The 15,339-nt window shown below is 74.8% G+C and carries 12 protein-coding genes; 2 read left to right on the forward strand and 10 right to left on the reverse strand.

The annotated features are described in order from the left end of the window. Window positions 1–52: 52 nt before the first annotated feature. From FHX73_RS26135 to FHX73_RS26145, 3 genes are all read right to left on the reverse strand, one after another. Window positions 53–1,327, reverse strand: a complete 1,275-nt coding sequence (locus FHX73_RS26135; RefSeq protein WP_145907615.1) for a phenylacetate--CoA ligase family protein — start codon at window positions 1,325–1,327, stop codon at window positions 53–55. Between the two features lie 186 nt (window positions 1,328–1,513). Next, on the reverse strand, window positions 1,514–2,539 hold the full coding sequence (locus tag FHX73_RS26140) for a 6-phosphofructokinase (RefSeq protein WP_145907618.1): 1,026 nt from the start codon (window positions 2,537–2,539) through the stop codon (window positions 1,514–1,516). A gap of 366 nt (window positions 2,540–2,905) precedes the next feature. Then, a complete protein-coding gene (locus tag FHX73_RS26145) occupies window positions 2,906–3,631 on the reverse strand; it encodes a type 1 glutamine amidotransferase (protein WP_145907621.1) in 726 nt (241 codons plus the stop codon). Window positions 3,632–3,649: 18 nt separating this feature from the next. Here FHX73_RS26145 and FHX73_RS26150 point away from each other — a divergent pair, with 18 nt between their 5' ends. Then, entirely contained in the window at window positions 3,650–4,117 is a 468-nt protein-coding gene (locus FHX73_RS26150) for a hypothetical protein (protein ID WP_145907623.1), read from the forward strand. On the opposite strand, the gene FHX73_RS26155 is transcribed toward FHX73_RS26150, so the two are convergent. From FHX73_RS26155 to FHX73_RS26170, 4 genes are all read right to left on the reverse strand, one after another. Further along, window positions 4,072–5,343: a MurT ligase domain-containing protein gene (locus FHX73_RS26155; RefSeq protein WP_145907625.1), complete on the reverse strand. Its 1,272-nt coding sequence runs from the start codon at window positions 5,341–5,343 to the stop codon at window positions 4,072–4,074. The two genes, FHX73_RS26150 and FHX73_RS26155, sit on opposite strands and share 46 nt — an antisense overlap. Window positions 5,344–5,524: 181 nt before the next feature. Then, window positions 5,525–6,937, reverse strand: coding sequence for a GNAT family N-acetyltransferase (locus FHX73_RS26160; RefSeq protein ID WP_145907627.1), 1,413 nt, complete (start codon window positions 6,935–6,937; stop codon window positions 5,525–5,527). Window positions 6,938–7,029: 92 nt separating this feature from the next. Beyond that, window positions 7,030–8,484 (reverse strand): pyridoxal phosphate-dependent decarboxylase family protein, encoded by a 1,455-nt coding sequence (locus FHX73_RS26165; protein ID WP_145907630.1) that lies wholly within the window; start codon window positions 8,482–8,484, stop codon window positions 7,030–7,032. 33 nt (window positions 8,485–8,517) lie between these two features. After that, a complete protein-coding gene (locus FHX73_RS26170; protein WP_145907634.1) occupies window positions 8,518–9,618 on the reverse strand; it encodes a hypothetical protein in 1,101 nt (366 codons plus the stop codon). A gap of 156 nt (window positions 9,619–9,774) precedes the next feature. Between FHX73_RS26170 and FHX73_RS26175 the strand changes: the two genes are divergently transcribed. Further along, window positions 9,775–10,302, forward strand: coding sequence for a GNAT family N-acetyltransferase (locus tag FHX73_RS26175; protein ID WP_145907636.1), 528 nt, complete (start codon window positions 9,775–9,777; stop codon window positions 10,300–10,302). Between the two features lie 12 nt (window positions 10,303–10,314). Here the strand turns inward: FHX73_RS26175 and FHX73_RS26180 are convergent, their stop codons facing one another. The 3 genes from FHX73_RS26180 to FHX73_RS26190 form a co-directional block, all read right to left on the reverse strand. After that, complete coding sequence (locus FHX73_RS26180; protein WP_342795321.1) at window positions 10,315–11,205, reverse strand: alkaline phosphatase family protein; 891 nt, start codon at window positions 11,203–11,205, stop codon at window positions 10,315–10,317. Between the two features lie 141 nt (window positions 11,206–11,346). Further along, window positions 11,347–11,739: an RDD family protein gene (locus FHX73_RS26185; protein WP_170305028.1), complete on the reverse strand. Its 393-nt coding sequence runs from the start codon at window positions 11,737–11,739 to the stop codon at window positions 11,347–11,349. Window positions 11,740–11,860: 121 nt separating this feature from the next. Beyond that, a complete protein-coding gene (locus tag FHX73_RS26190) occupies window positions 11,861–15,298 on the reverse strand; it encodes an AfsR/SARP family transcriptional regulator (protein WP_145907639.1) in 3,438 nt (1,145 codons plus the stop codon). Window positions 15,299–15,339: the final 41 nt, after the last annotated feature.

Consider the following 15,339-nt stretch of genomic DNA (forward strand, 5'->3'; position numbering starts at 1 on the left):
CGGACGGTCCCGCAGGGGGTGACGGCAACGGCCGCCACCCCCTGCGGCGTGGTCAGCCGAGCCGCTCGTCCAGCAGCCGGATCGCCTTGCCGGTGCGCGGGTTGACGGCCAGTCCGCCCGGCCCGACCCACTCCACGGCCACCGGGTGGATCGCCCCGCGCGCCACCTGGTCGGTGAACAGCGGTCGGCGCACGTCCAGTTGCTCGATCACGGCGGCCTCCAGCAGCTCCCGGCCGGCCGCCTGCGGGGTGCTGTCGGCCAGCCGCAGGGTCAGCTGGTCGCGCCCGTCGAAGTGCCGCACCACCACCTGGAGGCCGCCGATCCGGCCGCCGGTGTCGGTCTCGGTCACCAGCGTCCGCAGGTCCTCCAGGAAGATGCTCACCGGCCCGACCCGGGCACCCTCCTCGGCGCGGCCCAGCAACCGGAAGGTGCGGCTGGGGAAGTCCACCCACTCGGCCAGGTCGCCCACCGGGTAGCGGATCATCGGCGTCAGCCGCCGCACCAGGTCGGTGGCCACCACCCGCCCGGGCCGCCCGGGTTCCTCGATCGGCTCACCGGTCACCGGGTCCAGCAGCTCCACCACCTTCTCGGGGGCGAGCACTTGGTGCACCCGGTTGTCGAACTCCCCGGCCACGGGGGCCGCCAGCACTCCGGCGTCCACGCTCGCGTAACCGATCGACCGCACCGTGATGTTGGGGAACGCCTGCTTGATCAGCGGCAGTTGGTCGTCGTGGAAGGCCTCGCCGCTGAACAGCGCCAGCCGGATCAGCGGCATGCTGCCCACGGTGTCCACCACCTCGCGGGCCAGCCGGGAGAGCGAGGTCGGCAGCGCGGCGATCACGGTGGCCGAGAAGTCCCGCATGGTCGCCACCACCTGCTCCGGCGTGGCCGCCCCGCCGATCGGCAGCTGCACGGTCGTGACCGGCGCCTCCTGGAACAGGTTGAGGGTGAAGACGAAGCTGGAGTACAACTCCCCGGCGTAGAACAGGTTCGCCACCCGGTCCCCGGGCTGCACGCCGGCCGCGAGCAGTCCGACGCCGAACCGCTGGGCCATCGCCCGCCACTCGGGCCGGGTGTAGAACGAGATCCGCGGCATCCCGGTGGTGCCACCGGTCTTGAACACGATCCCGTCGGTGTGCGGGCCGGTCAGCAGCCGGCTGTCCGCGACGGTGTGGGCCTGCCAGAACGCGGTGTGGTCGATCAGCGGCAGGCGGGTCAGGTCGGCGACGTCCGCGGGCAGGTGCGCGTAGAGGTCGCGGTAGAAGGGCGAGCGGGCGCGGGCGAAGGCTATGAGGTCCGCGGTGCCGCTCCGGTGAGCGTCGGTCATGGGTGTCACTTCCGCCGGATGTGTCAGGACGGTGGTCCTGCTGTGATCCACTCTAGGACGGTCGAGTGCACGGTGATCATGAGGGTCTGACGCACCGTCGGAAACCCGCCAACGGGAGGGCGCGACCAAGAGCGCCCCCGCCGGATCCACCGGCGGGGGCGCACTGACGACTGGTCAGCCGGCCGCTCAGATGACGGTCTCGGCCTCGGCATAGCGGTCGGCCGGCACCGTCTTCAGGTCGGCCACCGCCTCGCCCAGCGGAACCAGGTTGATCTGGGTGCCCTGCAGCGCGGTGATGTGCCCGAACGCACCCTTGTGCGCGGCCTCCACGGCGTGCCAGCCGAACCGGGTGGCCAGCACCCGGTCGTAGGCGGTCGGGGTGCCGCCGCGCTGGGTGTGGCCGAGGATCACCGGGCGGGCCTCCTTGCCGAGCCGGTGCTCCAGCTCGCCGGAGAGCGTGGTGGCGATCCCGGCGAACCGCTCGTGGCCGTAGATGTCCCGGGTGCCCTCCTCCCAGCGCATGGTGCCGGGCTCCGGCTTGGCACCCTCGGCGCAGACCACGATGGCGAACTTCTTCCCGCGCTCGAACCGCTCGCGGACCACCTCGGTGAGCTTGTCGATGTGGAACGGGCGCTCCGGCACCACGATGGCGTGCGCACCGGCCGCCATGCCCGCGTTGAGTGCGATCCAGCCGGTGTGCCGGCCCATCACCTCGACGACCATCACCCGCTGGTGCGACTCGGCGGTGGTCTTCAGCCGGTCCAGCGCCTCGGTGGCCACCGAGACCGCGGTGTCGAAGCCGAAGGTCACGTCGGTGCAGGCGATGTCGTTGTCGATGGTCTTCGGCACGCCGACCACCGGCAGGCCGGCGTCGCTCATCAGCTTGGCCGCCTTGAGGGTGCCCTCGCCGCCGATCGGGATCACCGCGTCGATGCCGAGCTCGGCGCAGTACCGCCGGGCCTTCTCCACCCCGTCCCGCAGATGGCTCGGCTGCACCCGGGAGGAGCCCAGGATCGTGCCGCCCTGGGCCAGGATGCCGCTGACCGAGTCGAGCGTCAGCGGCCGGTGGACGCCTTCGAGCAGGCCGCGCCAGCCGTCCTGGAAACCGATGATCTCGTCGCCGTGGTCGACCACCCCCCGGTGGACCACGGAGCGGATGACTGCGTTCAGACCGGGGCAGTCGCCGCCGCTGGTCAGCACACCAATTCGCATTGTTCTTGCAACTCCCCTGGGGGCACCGCCCAGCCGTCAGGCTGGGGGATTAACCGGCGGCCGGGACTACCACCTTGGAAAGGGCGGGGTCAGAATCGGACATTTCACGCCGAACTGATCATAGCGGCCCCCACCTCCGGCCAGGCGAGGGCAGGCACGGGGGCGGCGTCGTCGGCGCGCCCGCGCGATGGTGCTGCCGGTTGCCGAGGAGGGTTGCATCCGACGGTGCTCATTCTCTTACTTTCGCGGGGGTACCGTTCCCGGCGCCGGATGCTGGACATCCGGACGCCGGAGAACGTTCACCTCGCCCGGGCCGAGGCCGCCCGGTTCACGCGGCTGGGCCCGCTCCGCACGGCTGGGCCCGGCTCACGCACCCTGGGCGGCGGAGATCCGCTCGGCGCGCAGCGCGTCGTACCAGGTGGTGTCGGCCGGCGGCAGCGCGTTGACGTCCAGCGCCAGCTTGATCAGCAGGTCCGCCACCGCGGGGTTGCGGGCCATCACCGGGCCGTGCAGGTAGGTGCCGAAGACGGTGTCCCGCCACGCGCCCTCGGTCCCGTTGCCGTCGCCGTTGCCGCCGCCCACGGTGACCTGGGCCAGCGGCGCCACCCCCTGCCCGAGGTGGGTCACGCCCTGGTGGTTCTCGAACCCGGTCAGGGTCGGCAGGCCCAGCCGGGAGTCCGGCTCGGCCAGCACGTCGCCGACGCTGCGGGCGCCCTCGCCGCGGGTGGACCAGACGTCCAGCAGGCCCAGGCCCGGCTCGCGCTCGCCCAGGTCGTTGATGAACTCGTGGCCGAGGATCTGGTAGCCCGCGCAGACCGAGAAGACGATTGCGCCGTTGTCCACCGCGCGCGGCAGGCCCGCGTCGGCCCGCAGCCGCTCGGCCGCCAGCCGCTGCGGCCGGTCCTCGCCGCCGCCGATCAGGTAGATGTCGCCACTGGTCGGGATCGGCTGGTCGGAGCGGACGTCGATGCGCTGCACGTTCAGGCCGCGCTGGCGGGCCCGGCGCTCGACGACCAGCGCGTTGCCGCGGTCGCCGTAGGTGCTGAGCAGGTCAGGGTAGACCCAGACCAGCCGCAGGCTGCTGTCGCTCATCCGAGAAGGCCTTCCATAGTGCTGCTGCTGTGGCTGCGCGGGCGGCGGCGGAGCCTGCTGCGCCTGGTAGCCGGGGTGCTGCTGACCGCCCTGCTGCTGCGGGTGCTGGGGCGGTTGGGGTGCCTGGGGTGCTTGGGGCTGCTGCGCCGGGTAGCCGGGCGGCCGGCCGTAGTCGGGGTGGCCCTGCGGACCGCCCTGCTGGCCCGGGTGACCGGGCTGGCCGGGGTAGCCCTGGCCCGGCTGCTGCTGCGGAGGCTGTTGGGGCTGTTGGGGCTGCTGCGGCGGTTGGGGCTGCGCGGGCTGGCCGCCGTAGGGCTGCGCCGGGTAGCCCTGCGGCGGCGCGCCGTACCCGCCCTGCTGGCCGGGGTGTCCGGGCTGGCCGGGCTGGCCGGGCTGCCCGCCGTAGCCGGGCTGCGGGGCGCCGTATCCGGGAGGAGTGCTCATCCTGCCGCCACCGCCTTGCGCAGCTGCTGGAACGCCGTGTAGTTGGCGATCGCCTCGATCCGACCGGCGGGCGCCAGCCGGACCGCGTCCGCGACCGAGTCGACCACCTGGAACTGCAGGCCGGCCACCTCCAGCCGGACCGCCAGGTCGAGCTTGCGCTGGCCCATCACGAAGATCGGGTGGCCGTGCAGCCGTTCGTAGTCCACGTCCCAGAGCCAGGAGGTGTCGGTGCCGTCCGCGTCCAGCGCGTTCACCGCCAGGATCACCGGCGCCGGCGGGCCGTCGATCAGCGAGAAGGTCTCCAGCCAGCCGGCCGGGTTCTTGGCCAGCAGCAGCCGCACGTCGCGGCCCTGGAAGTTCACCACGTCGTAGCGGCCGGCCACCGCGGCGACCGACTGCATCCGCTCCAGCGCGGTCTGCGGCGGCACGCCGAACACGGCGGCCACGGCGGCCGAGCTGGTCGCGTTGGCCAGGTTGGCCCGGCCCGGCAGCTGGAGCTTGATCGGCCAGGCGGAGCCGTTGGGGTCGATCACGTGCTGGCCCTGGAGCGCCCAGTGCGGCTGCGGGCGGCGGAAGCCGCACTCCCCGCAGAACCAGTCGTCGCCCGGGCGCTGCATCACGCCGCCGCAGGACGGGCAGGACCAGGCGTCCTCCTTCCACGCCTGACCGGCGGCCACCCAGACCACCCGGCGGCAGGAGGAGGCGGCCCAGGTCACCAGCGGGTCGTCGGCGTTGGCGATGATCACCGCCTCGGTGTGCTGCAGGCCCTCGCGCCAGCGCTCGGCCAGCATCCGGGTCTCGGCGGCCCGGTCCAGCTGGTCGCGCGAGAGGTTCAGCAGCGCTATGGCCTTCGGGGCGGTGTCCCGGGCCACGCCGGCCAGGTACTTCTCGTCCACCTCGATCACGCCGTAGCGGGCGTCCGAGCCGCCGGCCAGCGCCGAGGTGATGCCGGCCGGCATGTTGGCGCCCAGCGCGTTGGAGACCACGGGGCCGGCGGCGCGCAGCGCCTCGGCGATCAGCCGGGTGGTGGTCGTCTTGCCGTTGGTCGCCGAGACCAGCACCACGTCCAGGTGCTCGGCGAGCCGCGCGAGCAGATCGGGATCGAGCTTCAGGGCGACCTTGCCGCCGATCACCGAGCCGCTGCCACGGCCGACCGACCGGGACGCCGCGGCGGCCATCTTCCCCGCGGTGACGGCGAGCTTGGAGCGGGCGGGCAGTGAGGAGTCGCGCGCGCCGGTGGCCGCGGCCTCCGATCCGGTGCCTGACATGCTCAGGGGTTCCTCCTCTGACTGACGACCTCCCGCCGACCGCCGGTCAGGTGCTGACCGGTGCCGTCGGGCGGGTTAGACCGAGCCAGCCTAACGGCTCATCGGGACGGATCCGAGTCGCGGCCCCCGGTCGTGACTGCTCAGCGCGCTGATGGAGGCTCGAACCCGGCGCGCCCTGCGGTCAGGGGCGCCCGGGCCGGGTGGTCCACGGGCTGGGCAGCTGCTCGGCCGCGCCGGACAGGTGGGCGGTGATCACCAGGGTGCCGTCCTCCACCTGGTAGTCCAGCGGGATCTCCAGCCGCTGCATCGCACCGATCAGCGCGGTGTTGCCGGCCTGGGTGACTGCGTAGACGGTGGCCACCCCGGCCCGGGCGGCCAGCGCGGCCATCCGGCGCAGCAGGTCCAGGCCCAGGCCGTGCCGCTGCCAGGCGTCCTCGACCAGCACGGCCAGCTCGGCGCTGTCGTCGTCCCAGAGCAGGTGGGCCAGCGCGACGATGTCGCCGTCCCGGGTGTGCACGGCCAGGGTCTGGCCGTGCCGGGGGTCCAGCAGGTGGTCCACGTAGCGGTCGGCGTCCGCCACCGGGCCGTGGTAGCGGCGGCGCAGCGTCTCGGTGGAGCAGCGCCGGTGCATGGCCAGCGCCGCCGCCCGGTCCTGCGGGTCGGCCCGGCGGACCGTCAGGTCGCCGCCCAGCTCGTCCCGCACCGGCACCCGCAGCCGGGCCGCCACCTTGGGCACCCGGGGGCCGAGCACCGCGTCGAGCTCGACCAGCGCCTTGGCCCGGGCGAACTCGGTGGGGGTGAACGGCAGGTGCGGGCGGGAGAGCTCGATCACTCCGCCGCCGGGGGCGGCCAGCCGCATCAGGTGCCCGTCCAGGCTGGGCACCGGGCTCCCGGCCGGGTCGGCCGGGCGGGGGAACTGCCGCACGGTGAGCCGGCCGAAGAGCTGACGCAGCGCCACCGGCAGCTCGGCGGCGTCCAGCGCGGTGCGGGTGGCCAGGCCGAGCACGTGGGTGGGCGCGTCCACCAGGTCGTGCGCGTCGGCCGGGTCGGTCCAGATCTCCCGGCCGCCGGCCGCGGCGACCGCCTCGGTCAGCGCGGCCCGGGGCAGGTCGGCCGGGGCCCGCAGCAGGAACTCGTCCACGGTGGCGTCCGGCAGCGGGTGGGTCTGCAAGGAGAGGATGCTGACCCGCTGGGCGGCCAGTGCCGTGCAGATCGAGGCCAGGCTGCCGGGTGCGTCGCAGACGGTGCTGCGCAGTCGCCAGAGCCTGGTCCGCTCCGCCGGTTCGCCGACCGGTGGGGCGTCCGGCGGCGGCGGTGCGTGCGGATGGCGGTGCGCCCACCAGGCGTGGAACACCGCCGTGGCGAGCAGTGCGAGCGCCGCGACGACCAGCAGCAGCGGCCCGTCGTGGCCGTGCACCACGATGTTGGCGATCAGGTCGGCGGTGGCCACGGCGGTGAAGGCGGCGGCCAGCTCGACGGCGCTGCGGCGCCAGCCGTCCCGGCGGGCCCGGCGCCGCCAGGAGCGGGAGCGGGCCTCCTGGGCGACCGTGGCGGTGGGTTCGGGCTGGGCGGCGGCGAAGGAGGATTCACTCATGACACCACCATGACTCAGTGGTGTTTCGTGATCACGAATCCGTCATGACCGCGCGGTAAATCTCTTTCGAGGACGATCGGCCGACGCCGGTGTTACTGACGGGTCATCAGCTCGGCGGTGGCGGACCGGACTTCGTCCAGCAGGACGGCCAGGTCGGCCTCGGTGGTGGCCGCGTTCAGCAGGCAGGCCCGCACCGCCTCGCGCCCGCCGAGCACCGTGCCGGTAACAAAGGCCTCGCCACGGCGCTGCACCGCGAGCGGCAGCGCCCGGTTGAGCGCGTTCAGCTGCGACTCGTTCAGCTGGTGCTCGGCCAGGCCGGCCGGCCGGGACCGGAAGGCGACGATCGAGGTCTCCACCGGCGCCAGCAGCTCCAGCTGCGGATCGGCCGCGACCAGCTCGCCGAGCCGCCGGGCCAGCCGGGTGCAGTGCGCGATGTCGGCGGCGATGCCGTCCCGCCCCCGGTGCGCGATGGTGGCCCACACCTTGAGCGAGCGGAACGGGCGGGTCTGCTCGGTGCCGTACTCGGAGAACCAGCCGAGCCCGCCCGCCTCCTCGTCGCGCAGGTAGGAGGGCACCAGGCTGAAGGTGTCGCGCAGCTGGGCCGGGTCGCGGACCAGCGCGCAGCCGCAGTCCACCGGCACGCCCAGCCACTTGTGCGGGTCCAGGGCCAGCGAGTCGGCCCGGTCCAGCCCGGCGTAGCGGTGCGCGATCTCGGGGTCGAGCACGCCGAAGGCGCCGTACGCCCCGTCGACGTGCAGCCACAGGCCCTCCTGCTCGGCCACCTCGGCGATCGGCTCGAAGGCGTCCACCGCGCCGGTGTTCACGGTGCCGGCCGAGGCCACCACCAGGAACGGCAGCCGGCCGGCGGCCCGGTCGGCGGCGATCTCGGAGCGCAGCGCCGCCGGGTCCATCCGGCCCTCGGCGTCCGCGGCCACGGCCCGCAGCTGACGGCTGCCCAGGCCCAGCAGCTCGGCCGCCTTGCGCACGCAGGAGTGGGTCTCGCCGGTCAGGTAGCCGACCAGCGGCGGCATTGCGGCCAGCCCGTCGGCCCGCACGTCCCAGCCGGCCCGCTCGGCGGCCCGGGAGCGGGCGGCGGCCAGGCAGACGATGGTGGCCATCGAGGTGCCGGAGGTGAGCAGGCCGGCGCCGGGGGCGTGCGGGAAGCCGACCAGTTCGGCGATCCAGCGCACCACCGCGCGCTCCAGGTGCACGTCGGCGTGGTCGCCGCCGGCCGAGCTGGGGTTCATCGCGGCGGCGGCCAGGGTGGCGAGCACTCCGGCGGGGGCGGGCGCGGAGTTCACCCAGCCGAAGAACCTGGGGTGCCCGTTGCCCATCGGCGACGGCATGATCCGCCCGGCCATCTCGGTGAGCAGCTCGTCGAGCTCCCGGCCGGTGCCCGGCAGCGGCAGGTCCAGCAGCGCCTGCCGGGCGGCCGGGTCCATCGGCTGCCAGACCGGACTGCCGGCCACCCCCGCCAGGTAGTCGGAGACCAGCTCGGCGGTGGCGTGGGCGGCTTCACGGAAGCTCGGACCGGATGCGTCGGACATGCCGACGATCGTACGAGCTCAGTCCAGCCGGCCTTAATCCAAGGAGCCGGAGAGGTGGGCCGAGGCGCGGCAGTCCCGGGCGATCTCCTGGTCGGTCAGCTTGGCGCAGAGCCGGCCGGCCGCGCCCGGGTCGGTGTAGTTGACGGTGTAGTAGCTGACGATCCCGTCGGTGCAGGCCTTGCGCTGCCAGTCGTCGGCCGCCGTCGCGCACTGCTGGCCGACCCAGTCCTCGCGGTCCAGGTTGTACTTCATCAGCCGCGAGCCGACGCCCCGGCTGCAGTCGTTGGCCCCGCCGCTGGCCTGCGCGTTCAGGCACCACTTGAGCGCCTGGGCGTAGATCTCCGGGTGGTTCGGGTAGTCGTGCGAGGAGAGGTAGAACGTCGGCGCGTAGAAGAAGCAGGCGGACTGGAAGAGCGCCGGCTGCTCCGGGCAGGGGTAGAGCGGCTCGGCGGCCAGCTTGTCGGCCGGCACCAGCGCCTTGGCCTTCTCGTCCTCCTCGTCCGGCCCGAAGAGCTGCATGAACAGGCCCTCCGAGCAGGTGATGATCCGGCTCTGGCTGCCGAACCGGCTGCACAGGTCGCGGGCCTTGGCCACGTCCTGGTTGGAGACGAACATCGTGCCGTGCCCCACCCCGTGCACGCACGGTCCGCTCATCTGCGGCTGGCAGAGCTTCAGCAGGTCGCTGCCCGGGTCGCTGGAGGCCTCCAGCATCTCCTCGACCGCGCCGTGCAGGTAGCCGGCCGCGCAGGTGTCGTGCGGGAAGGAGAGCACCTTCTGGAAGTCGTGGTCGTAGCGCTTGACCGCCGCGTGGCCCAGCTCGTGCGCGATCGGGTGGCAGAACCGCACGGTGTACGGCTTCGCCTTGGTGATCTTGTCCAGGTCGGCCAGCGCCACCCCGGGGTCGGTCGCCGCCATCTCGGCCATCAGCTTGTTGCGCAGCGTGCTGCGGGTCCACACCGCCGGGTCGCCGGTGGGGGAGGCCGACCCGGCGGGGGCGGCCGGGCGCTTCCCGCCCGGCGCGACGGCCCGGGCGGCGGGCGCGGCCGCCGGCACCCACTGGGTCACCGCGGCGGCGCCGAGCCCCAGGACGCCGAGCAGGGCGGCGGTCACGATCGCGAAGAGACGCGGGTGCATGGCTGGTCGGCTCCCTTGCCGGTCGGCTGCGGACGGTTACCGGACCATCCTCGCCCGTGACCGCCGCCCGCTCCGCATCGGCTGAGCCATCCGGGCCGCGGCCATCGGTGTGGCACCATTCCTGGGACCGCCTCCACCGCCTACGAGGAGCCCCGCATGGCCGCCGACCTGCACTTCCGCCCCGCCACCGGTACCGACATACCCGCCCTGCTGGAGCTGGTCGAGTCGGCCTACCGGGGCGAGGCCAGCAAGGCCGGCTGGACCACCGAGGCCGACCTGCTGGACGGCCAGCGCACCGACCCCGAGTCGCTGGCCGCCACCCTGGCCCAGCCGGAGACGGTGGTGCTGCTGGCCGAGCGGGACGGGCAGCTGCTCGCCTGCTGCACCGTGGAGCGCCGACTGCCCGGCGCCTACTTCGGCATGTTCTCGGTCCGCCCCTCGCTGCAGGGCGGCGGGGTCGGCCGGGCGGTGCTGGCCGAGGCCGAGCGCTGGGTGCGGGCCGAGTGGGCCGCCACCGAGCTGGAGATGACGGTGATCGTGCAGCGCGCGGAGCTGATCGCCTGGTACGAGCGGCGCGGCTTCCGGCGCACCGGCGAGCTCTCCCCGTTCCCGTACGGCGACGACCGGTTCGGCAAGCCGAAGCGCCCCGACCTGGCCTTCGAGAAGCTGGTCAAGGCGCTCTGAGCGGACGGGCCGTCAGGCCTGCGGCACCAGCTCGGCGACCGGGGTGAACGGGCGCCCGTCCAGCGTCCAGTGCGGGTCCGGGACGATCTGCAGCGCCGCGAAGACGTGCGCCGCCACGTCCACGTGGCGCACCGGCTCGACGGCGCCGCCCGGCGCCAGGCCCGGGCCGCTGGCCGCCACCCAGGCGGTCCGCTCCAGCTCGCTGCGCCCGCCGTGGCCGCCCTGGTCCAGGTGCCCGTGGTCGGTCACCACGATCACCGTCCACTCCTCCTGCGGGTACCCGGGCCGGGCTTCGAGCGCGGCCAGCAGCCGGCCGAGCCGCCGGTCCGCCGTCTCGACCGAGGCCCGGTACTCGGCCCCGCAGCCGCGGAAGTGCGCGGTCTCGTCCACCGCGCCCAGGTAGACGAAGCTCGCCTGCGGGTCGTCGTCGCCGGTGAGCACCGAGACGGCCTCGGCGGTGACCCGCTCGTCGCAGACCTCCCAGGCCTCGGGGGTGTCCTCCAGCGGGCCTATGTAGGAGAGCCGGCCGGGCGCGGCGAACAGCGGGCCGCCCTGCCGGGCCAGGAAGAGCGGCTCCCAGCCGCCGGCGGCGAAGGTGCGGCGGCGGTGCGCGGTGGCCAGCCGGGTGGTGAAGTCCGGGAACACGTCGAGCCGGTGGCCGCCCAGGTGGTTGCCGTAGACCCCGTGCTTGGCCACCGTGACGCCGGTGGCGATGGTCGCCCAGCACGGGCCGGACATGGTCGGCGTGGCCTCGTCGACCTGGACCGGGGCGAGGAAGCCGGCCGCCGCCACCGCGTCCAGGTGCGGGGTGCGCAGCTCGGGCAGCAGGTCGAGCCGGACGCCGTCGATGCCGACCACCAGGACCCGGCGCGGGCCGGCGGGCCAGAGGATGGACGAGGACACGGGGACTCCGATCGGTGGTGCGGGCAGAAACCTGCCCGCACCCTAACCGCCCGCCTCGGCGCCTTCGGGCCCGTCAGCTGCCGGAACCCGGGCGCCGCTTGGGGTGCGGCGCCGAGAATTCGCCCGGGCGACACCGTTCGTTCAGTCGGGGCTGCGGACCGCCGTGCTCATCACCTTGTCGGCGAAGGTCTGCTTGCGGCGGTCCCAGATCGGCCAGGCCCAGCCCAGGTAGCAGGGCAGCGTGTCCAGCAGGTGCGCGACGTCGCGCAGGAAGGCCCGCGGCGGGCCGATCGGCTCGCCGTCAGCCAGCCCGCCCAGGTGCAGGTCCATCAGCTGCTTGCCCCAGCTCTGCCCGGTCCGCCCGCCCAGGTACCAGCGGTTGTAGGCGAGCAGGGCCACCGACAGGAAGAGCAGCCCGACCTGCAGGCCGGTGCTGTCCGGGTCGACCACCCCGGCGATGATGTTCGGCGCGGCGCAGGCCAGCCAGTCGATCAGGAAGGCCACCACACGCACCGACCAGTGGGCGTAGCTCACCGCACCTCGTCCCTTCCAGCCGGCCGGCCCCCGGCACCAGCCTGCCAGCCGGGGCCCGCCGTGCAACCCGGCTGGCCCGGGCGGCTGACGGCCGGTCAGCCCGCGGCGCGCTGACCGGCCGTCAGCAGCGGGCGCGGGCGCGGGAGGCCAGCTCGGCCAGCGTCCGGTGCAGCTCCTCGGCCTCGGGCACGCCGAGCCGCTGGGCCAGCTCGTGCGCGCGCAGCAGGCGGGCGGTGCCCTGCTCGGTGCGGCCGGTGGCCAGCTCCAGCCGGCCCAGGCCGCCCAGCGCCCGCACCTGCTCCAGCGGTGAGTCGGCCGCCAGCGCGCCCTCCAGCGCCGCCGCGAACTGCGGCTCGGCCGCGGCCGAGCGGCCGGTCGCGTTCATCAGCCGGCCCAGGATGTTGCGCACCTCGGCCTCGCCGGCCCGGTCGCCGCGCTCCCGGCACAGCGCCAGCGCCTCGTCCAGGGTCCGCTCCGCCTCGCCGAACCGGCCGAGCGCCTGCAGCGCGTCGCCCAGGTAGGCCAGCACCCGGGACTCGCCCAGCCGATCGCCCTGCGCCCGGTAGAGCGCGAGCGCGGCCCGCAGGTTCTCCGCGGCGGCGGCCGGCCGGTCGGTGGCCAGCCGCAGCACGCCCAGGTAGGCGACGGTGTTCATCCGCCCGCGCGCCTCGTCCAGCTCGTGGTACATCGCGCTGGCCCGCAGCAGGTCCTGCTCGGCCGCCTGGTACTGGCCGGTGACCATCCGCACCGCGCCCAGCGCCATCACCGCGTTGGCCTCGCCGATCAGGTTGCCCAGGCCCCGGTAGAGCGCGCCGGCCCGGCGGTGGGTGGCCTCCGCCTCCTGGTAACGGCCGGTCAGCTGCTGGAGCGAGCCGAGGCTGGCCAGCGCGTAGGCCTCGCCGGGCCGGTCGTCCCGGGCCCGGCAGAGTTCGAGGGCCTGCCGCAGGCTCTCCTCGGCGCCGGCCAGGTCGCCGGTGAGCTGCTTGATCAGGCTCAGCTCGCTGAGCGCGGCGGTCTGGCCGGTGCGGTTGCCCAGCTCCCGGTGCAGCGCCAGCGCGTTGGTGGTGTTGGCGGTGGCCTCGGCGTACTCGCCGGTGATCCGGCCGAGGATGCCCAGCTGGCTCAGCGCCTCGCCCAGGCCCGGCCGGTCGCCGGCGTCCCGGGCCAGCTCCAGGGCGGTGGCGAAGTGCTCGCGGGCCTTGGTGTTGCTGCCGAAGGTGCGCTCCATCGCGCCCAGCTGGATCCGCACGGCGGCCTGCCCGGAGGGCTCGTCCAGCTCCCGGAACAGGTCCAAGGCGAGCCGTAGATGATCAGCCGCCAGCTCGTGCTCGCCGGTCAGCCGCTGGAAGGTGCCCAGGTGGGTCAGCGCCTCGGCCTCGCCGGACCGGTCGCCGACCGCCCGGGCGGTCTCCAGGGCGATCAGGTGCAGGGTGCGGGCCTGGCTCCAGTGGCCCTGGGTGCGCAGGAAGTGGTGCAGCGCGGCGGGCAGCCGGACCGCGTAGTCGGGGTGGCCGTGGGTGGCCGCGTACTCGATGGCGGCCCGCAGGTTGGAGCGCTCGGTGCGCAGCCAGGCGGTGGCCGCGTCCTCGCTGGGCAGCTCGGCGCCGACCGAGCGCTGGGCCGGCACCCAGCGGTGCCGGCGCACCCCGAGCAGCCGGCCGGCCTCCACCACGGTGGCCAGGCAGGACTCCAGCAGCCGGCCGACCGCGGCGTGCCGGGTGGCCGGGTCGTCCATGGTGCTCAGCGCCCGGGAGTGCTCGCGGATCAGGTCGTGCATCCGGTAGCGCCCGCGCACCGGCTCGTCCACCAGGTGGTGGTCCTCCAGCTCCTCCAGCAGCCGGCGGGCGGTGGCCGGCTCGGTGCCGTCCAGCGCGGCGGCGGCCCGGGCGTCGAAGTGGTCGCCGGGGTTGAGGCCGAGCCGGCGGAAGAGCCGGCGCTGAGCGGGCGTCAGGTCCCGGTAGGAGAGGTCGAAGGCGGCGGCCACCGAGACGTCCTCGGCGCGCAGCGCGGCCAGCCGGCCGGCCGCCGCGGCCAGGTCGGGCACCAGGTCGGCGACGGTCCAGGCGCGCCGGTGGCGCAGCCGGGCGGCGGTCAGGTGGATCGCCAGCGGCAGGCAGCCGCAGAGCCGCACCACCTCGGTGACGGCCGGCTGGTCGGGGCTCAGGTCGTGCCGGCCGGCGGTCGCGGTGAACAGCTCGGCGGCCTCGTGCGGCGGCAGCACGCCGAGGGTCATCGGCACCGCGTCGCCGAGCGCGGGCAGCCGGCGCCGGCTGGTCACCAGCACCAGGCAGCCGGAGCTGCCGGGCAGCAGCGGGCGGACCTGCTCGCTGCTGCGGGCGTCGTCGAGCAGCAGCAGCATCCGCCGCCCGGCCAGCCGGCTGCGCCACAGGTTGGCCCGGGCGTCCAGGTCCGGCGGTATCTGCTGGGGCGCCACGCCGATGGTGAGCAGCAGCGCGGCCAGCGCGTCGGTCGGCTCCACGGCGGGGGTGCCGGGGGTGTGCGCGTGCAGCGGCAGGAAGATCTGCCCGTCCGGGTAGTCGCCGGCCAGCCGGTGCGCGGCGTGCACGGCCAGCGCGCTCTTGCCCACCCCGGGCATGCCGTCCACCGCCACGATGCCGACCGGGCCGCCGGAGCGGCAGGCGGCCAGCAGCTGCTCCAGCTCCTCGTGCCGGCCGGTGAAGCCGGCCACGTCCCGGGGCAGTCCGGCGCCGGCCGCGACGGTGGGGGCGGCGGCGGCCTCCTCGTGCTGCTGCTCGGCCTCGGCCTGCTCGGCCCGCAGGATCTCCTGGTGGGCGGCCCGCACCCGGGGACCGGGTTCGATGCCGAGCTCCTCGATCAGCGTGCGGCGCAGCCGCTGGTAGCCGGCCAGCGCCTCGGCCCGCTGGTCGGTGCGGTGCAGGGCGAGCATCAGCTGGCGGTGGAAGGCCTCGCGCAGCGGGTACTCGGCGGTCAGCCGGTTGAGCGCGGGGATCATGGCCTGCGGGCGGCCGAGCTCCAGCTCGGCGTCGAACTGCCATTCCAGGGCCTGCAAGCGCAGCTCCTGGAGCTGCTGGACGTGCGGCAGCGCCTCCTCGGCCAGCCCGGGCAGGTCGCTGAGCGGAGTGCCGCGCCAGAGCGCGAGCGCCCCGGCGCTGTGGTCCGCGACGGCCTGCCAGTCGGAGCAGCGCCGGGCGGTGCGGGCCTGCTCCAGCAGTTCGGTGAACAGGGCGCTGTCCAGCTCGCCGGGGTCGACCTGGAGCAGGTAGCCGGGGGAGGCGGTGCGCAGCCGGGCCGGGCCGTCGGGGCCGAGCAGGCGGCGCAGCTGGACCACGTGGTTGTTGAGCGAGGTGGCCGCGGTGGCCGGCGGGTGTTCGCCCCACAGGGCGCCGGTGAGCCGGTCCCGGGAGACGACCCGTCCCGGTTCCAGCAGCAGCATGGCCAGCAGGGCGCGTACCTTCGGAGAGGTCACCGGCAGCGCCGCGCCGCCGTCGTCATGGACCGTCAGCGGCCCGAGCAGGCCGAAGCGCAGCGCGGCGGGGGCGGTCGGGCGGCCGGTCCCGGGCCCTTGTTGATGGTCCATTATGCGGATGTTACCCGGCCGTGAGCGGCCTGCGTCAGGCT

The sequence above is a fragment of the Kitasatospora viridis genome (assembly GCF_007829815.1).
In the GTDB taxonomy this organism is placed as follows: Bacteria; Actinomycetota; Actinomycetes; order Streptomycetales; family Streptomycetaceae; genus Kitasatospora; species Kitasatospora viridis.

What these genes read in the sequence shown, in the direction of transcription:
- FHX73_RS26155 (WP_145907625.1), bottom strand. Translation starts at nt 5,343, where the DNA reads ATGTCAGGCACCGGATCGGAGGCCGCGGCCACCGGCGCGCGCGACTCC.
- FHX73_RS26165 (WP_145907630.1), bottom strand. Translation starts at nt 8,484, where the DNA reads ATGTCCGACGCATCCGGTCCGAGCTTCCGTGAAGCCGCCCACGCCACC.
- FHX73_RS26135 (WP_145907615.1), bottom strand. Translation starts at nt 1,327, where the DNA reads ATGACCGACGCTCACCGGAGCGGCACCGCGGACCTCATAGCCTTCGCC.
- FHX73_RS26145 (WP_145907621.1), bottom strand. Translation starts at nt 3,631, where the DNA reads ATGAGCGACAGCAGCCTGCGGCTGGTCTGGGTCTACCCTGACCTGCTC.
- FHX73_RS26175 (WP_145907636.1), top strand. Translation starts at nt 9,775, where the DNA reads ATGGCCGCCGACCTGCACTTCCGCCCCGCCACCGGTACCGACATACCC.
- FHX73_RS26140 (WP_145907618.1), bottom strand. Translation starts at nt 2,539, where the DNA reads ATGCGAATTGGTGTGCTGACCAGCGGCGGCGACTGCCCCGGTCTGAAC.
- FHX73_RS26170 (WP_145907634.1), bottom strand. Translation starts at nt 9,618, where the DNA reads ATGCACCCGCGTCTCTTCGCGATCGTGACCGCCGCCCTGCTCGGCGTC.
- FHX73_RS26160 (WP_145907627.1), bottom strand. Translation starts at nt 6,937, where the DNA reads ATGAGTGAATCCTCCTTCGCCGCCGCCCAGCCCGAACCCACCGCCACG.
- FHX73_RS26190 (WP_145907639.1), bottom strand. Translation starts at nt 15,298, where the DNA reads ATGGACCATCAACAAGGGCCCGGGACCGGCCGCCCGACCGCCCCCGCC.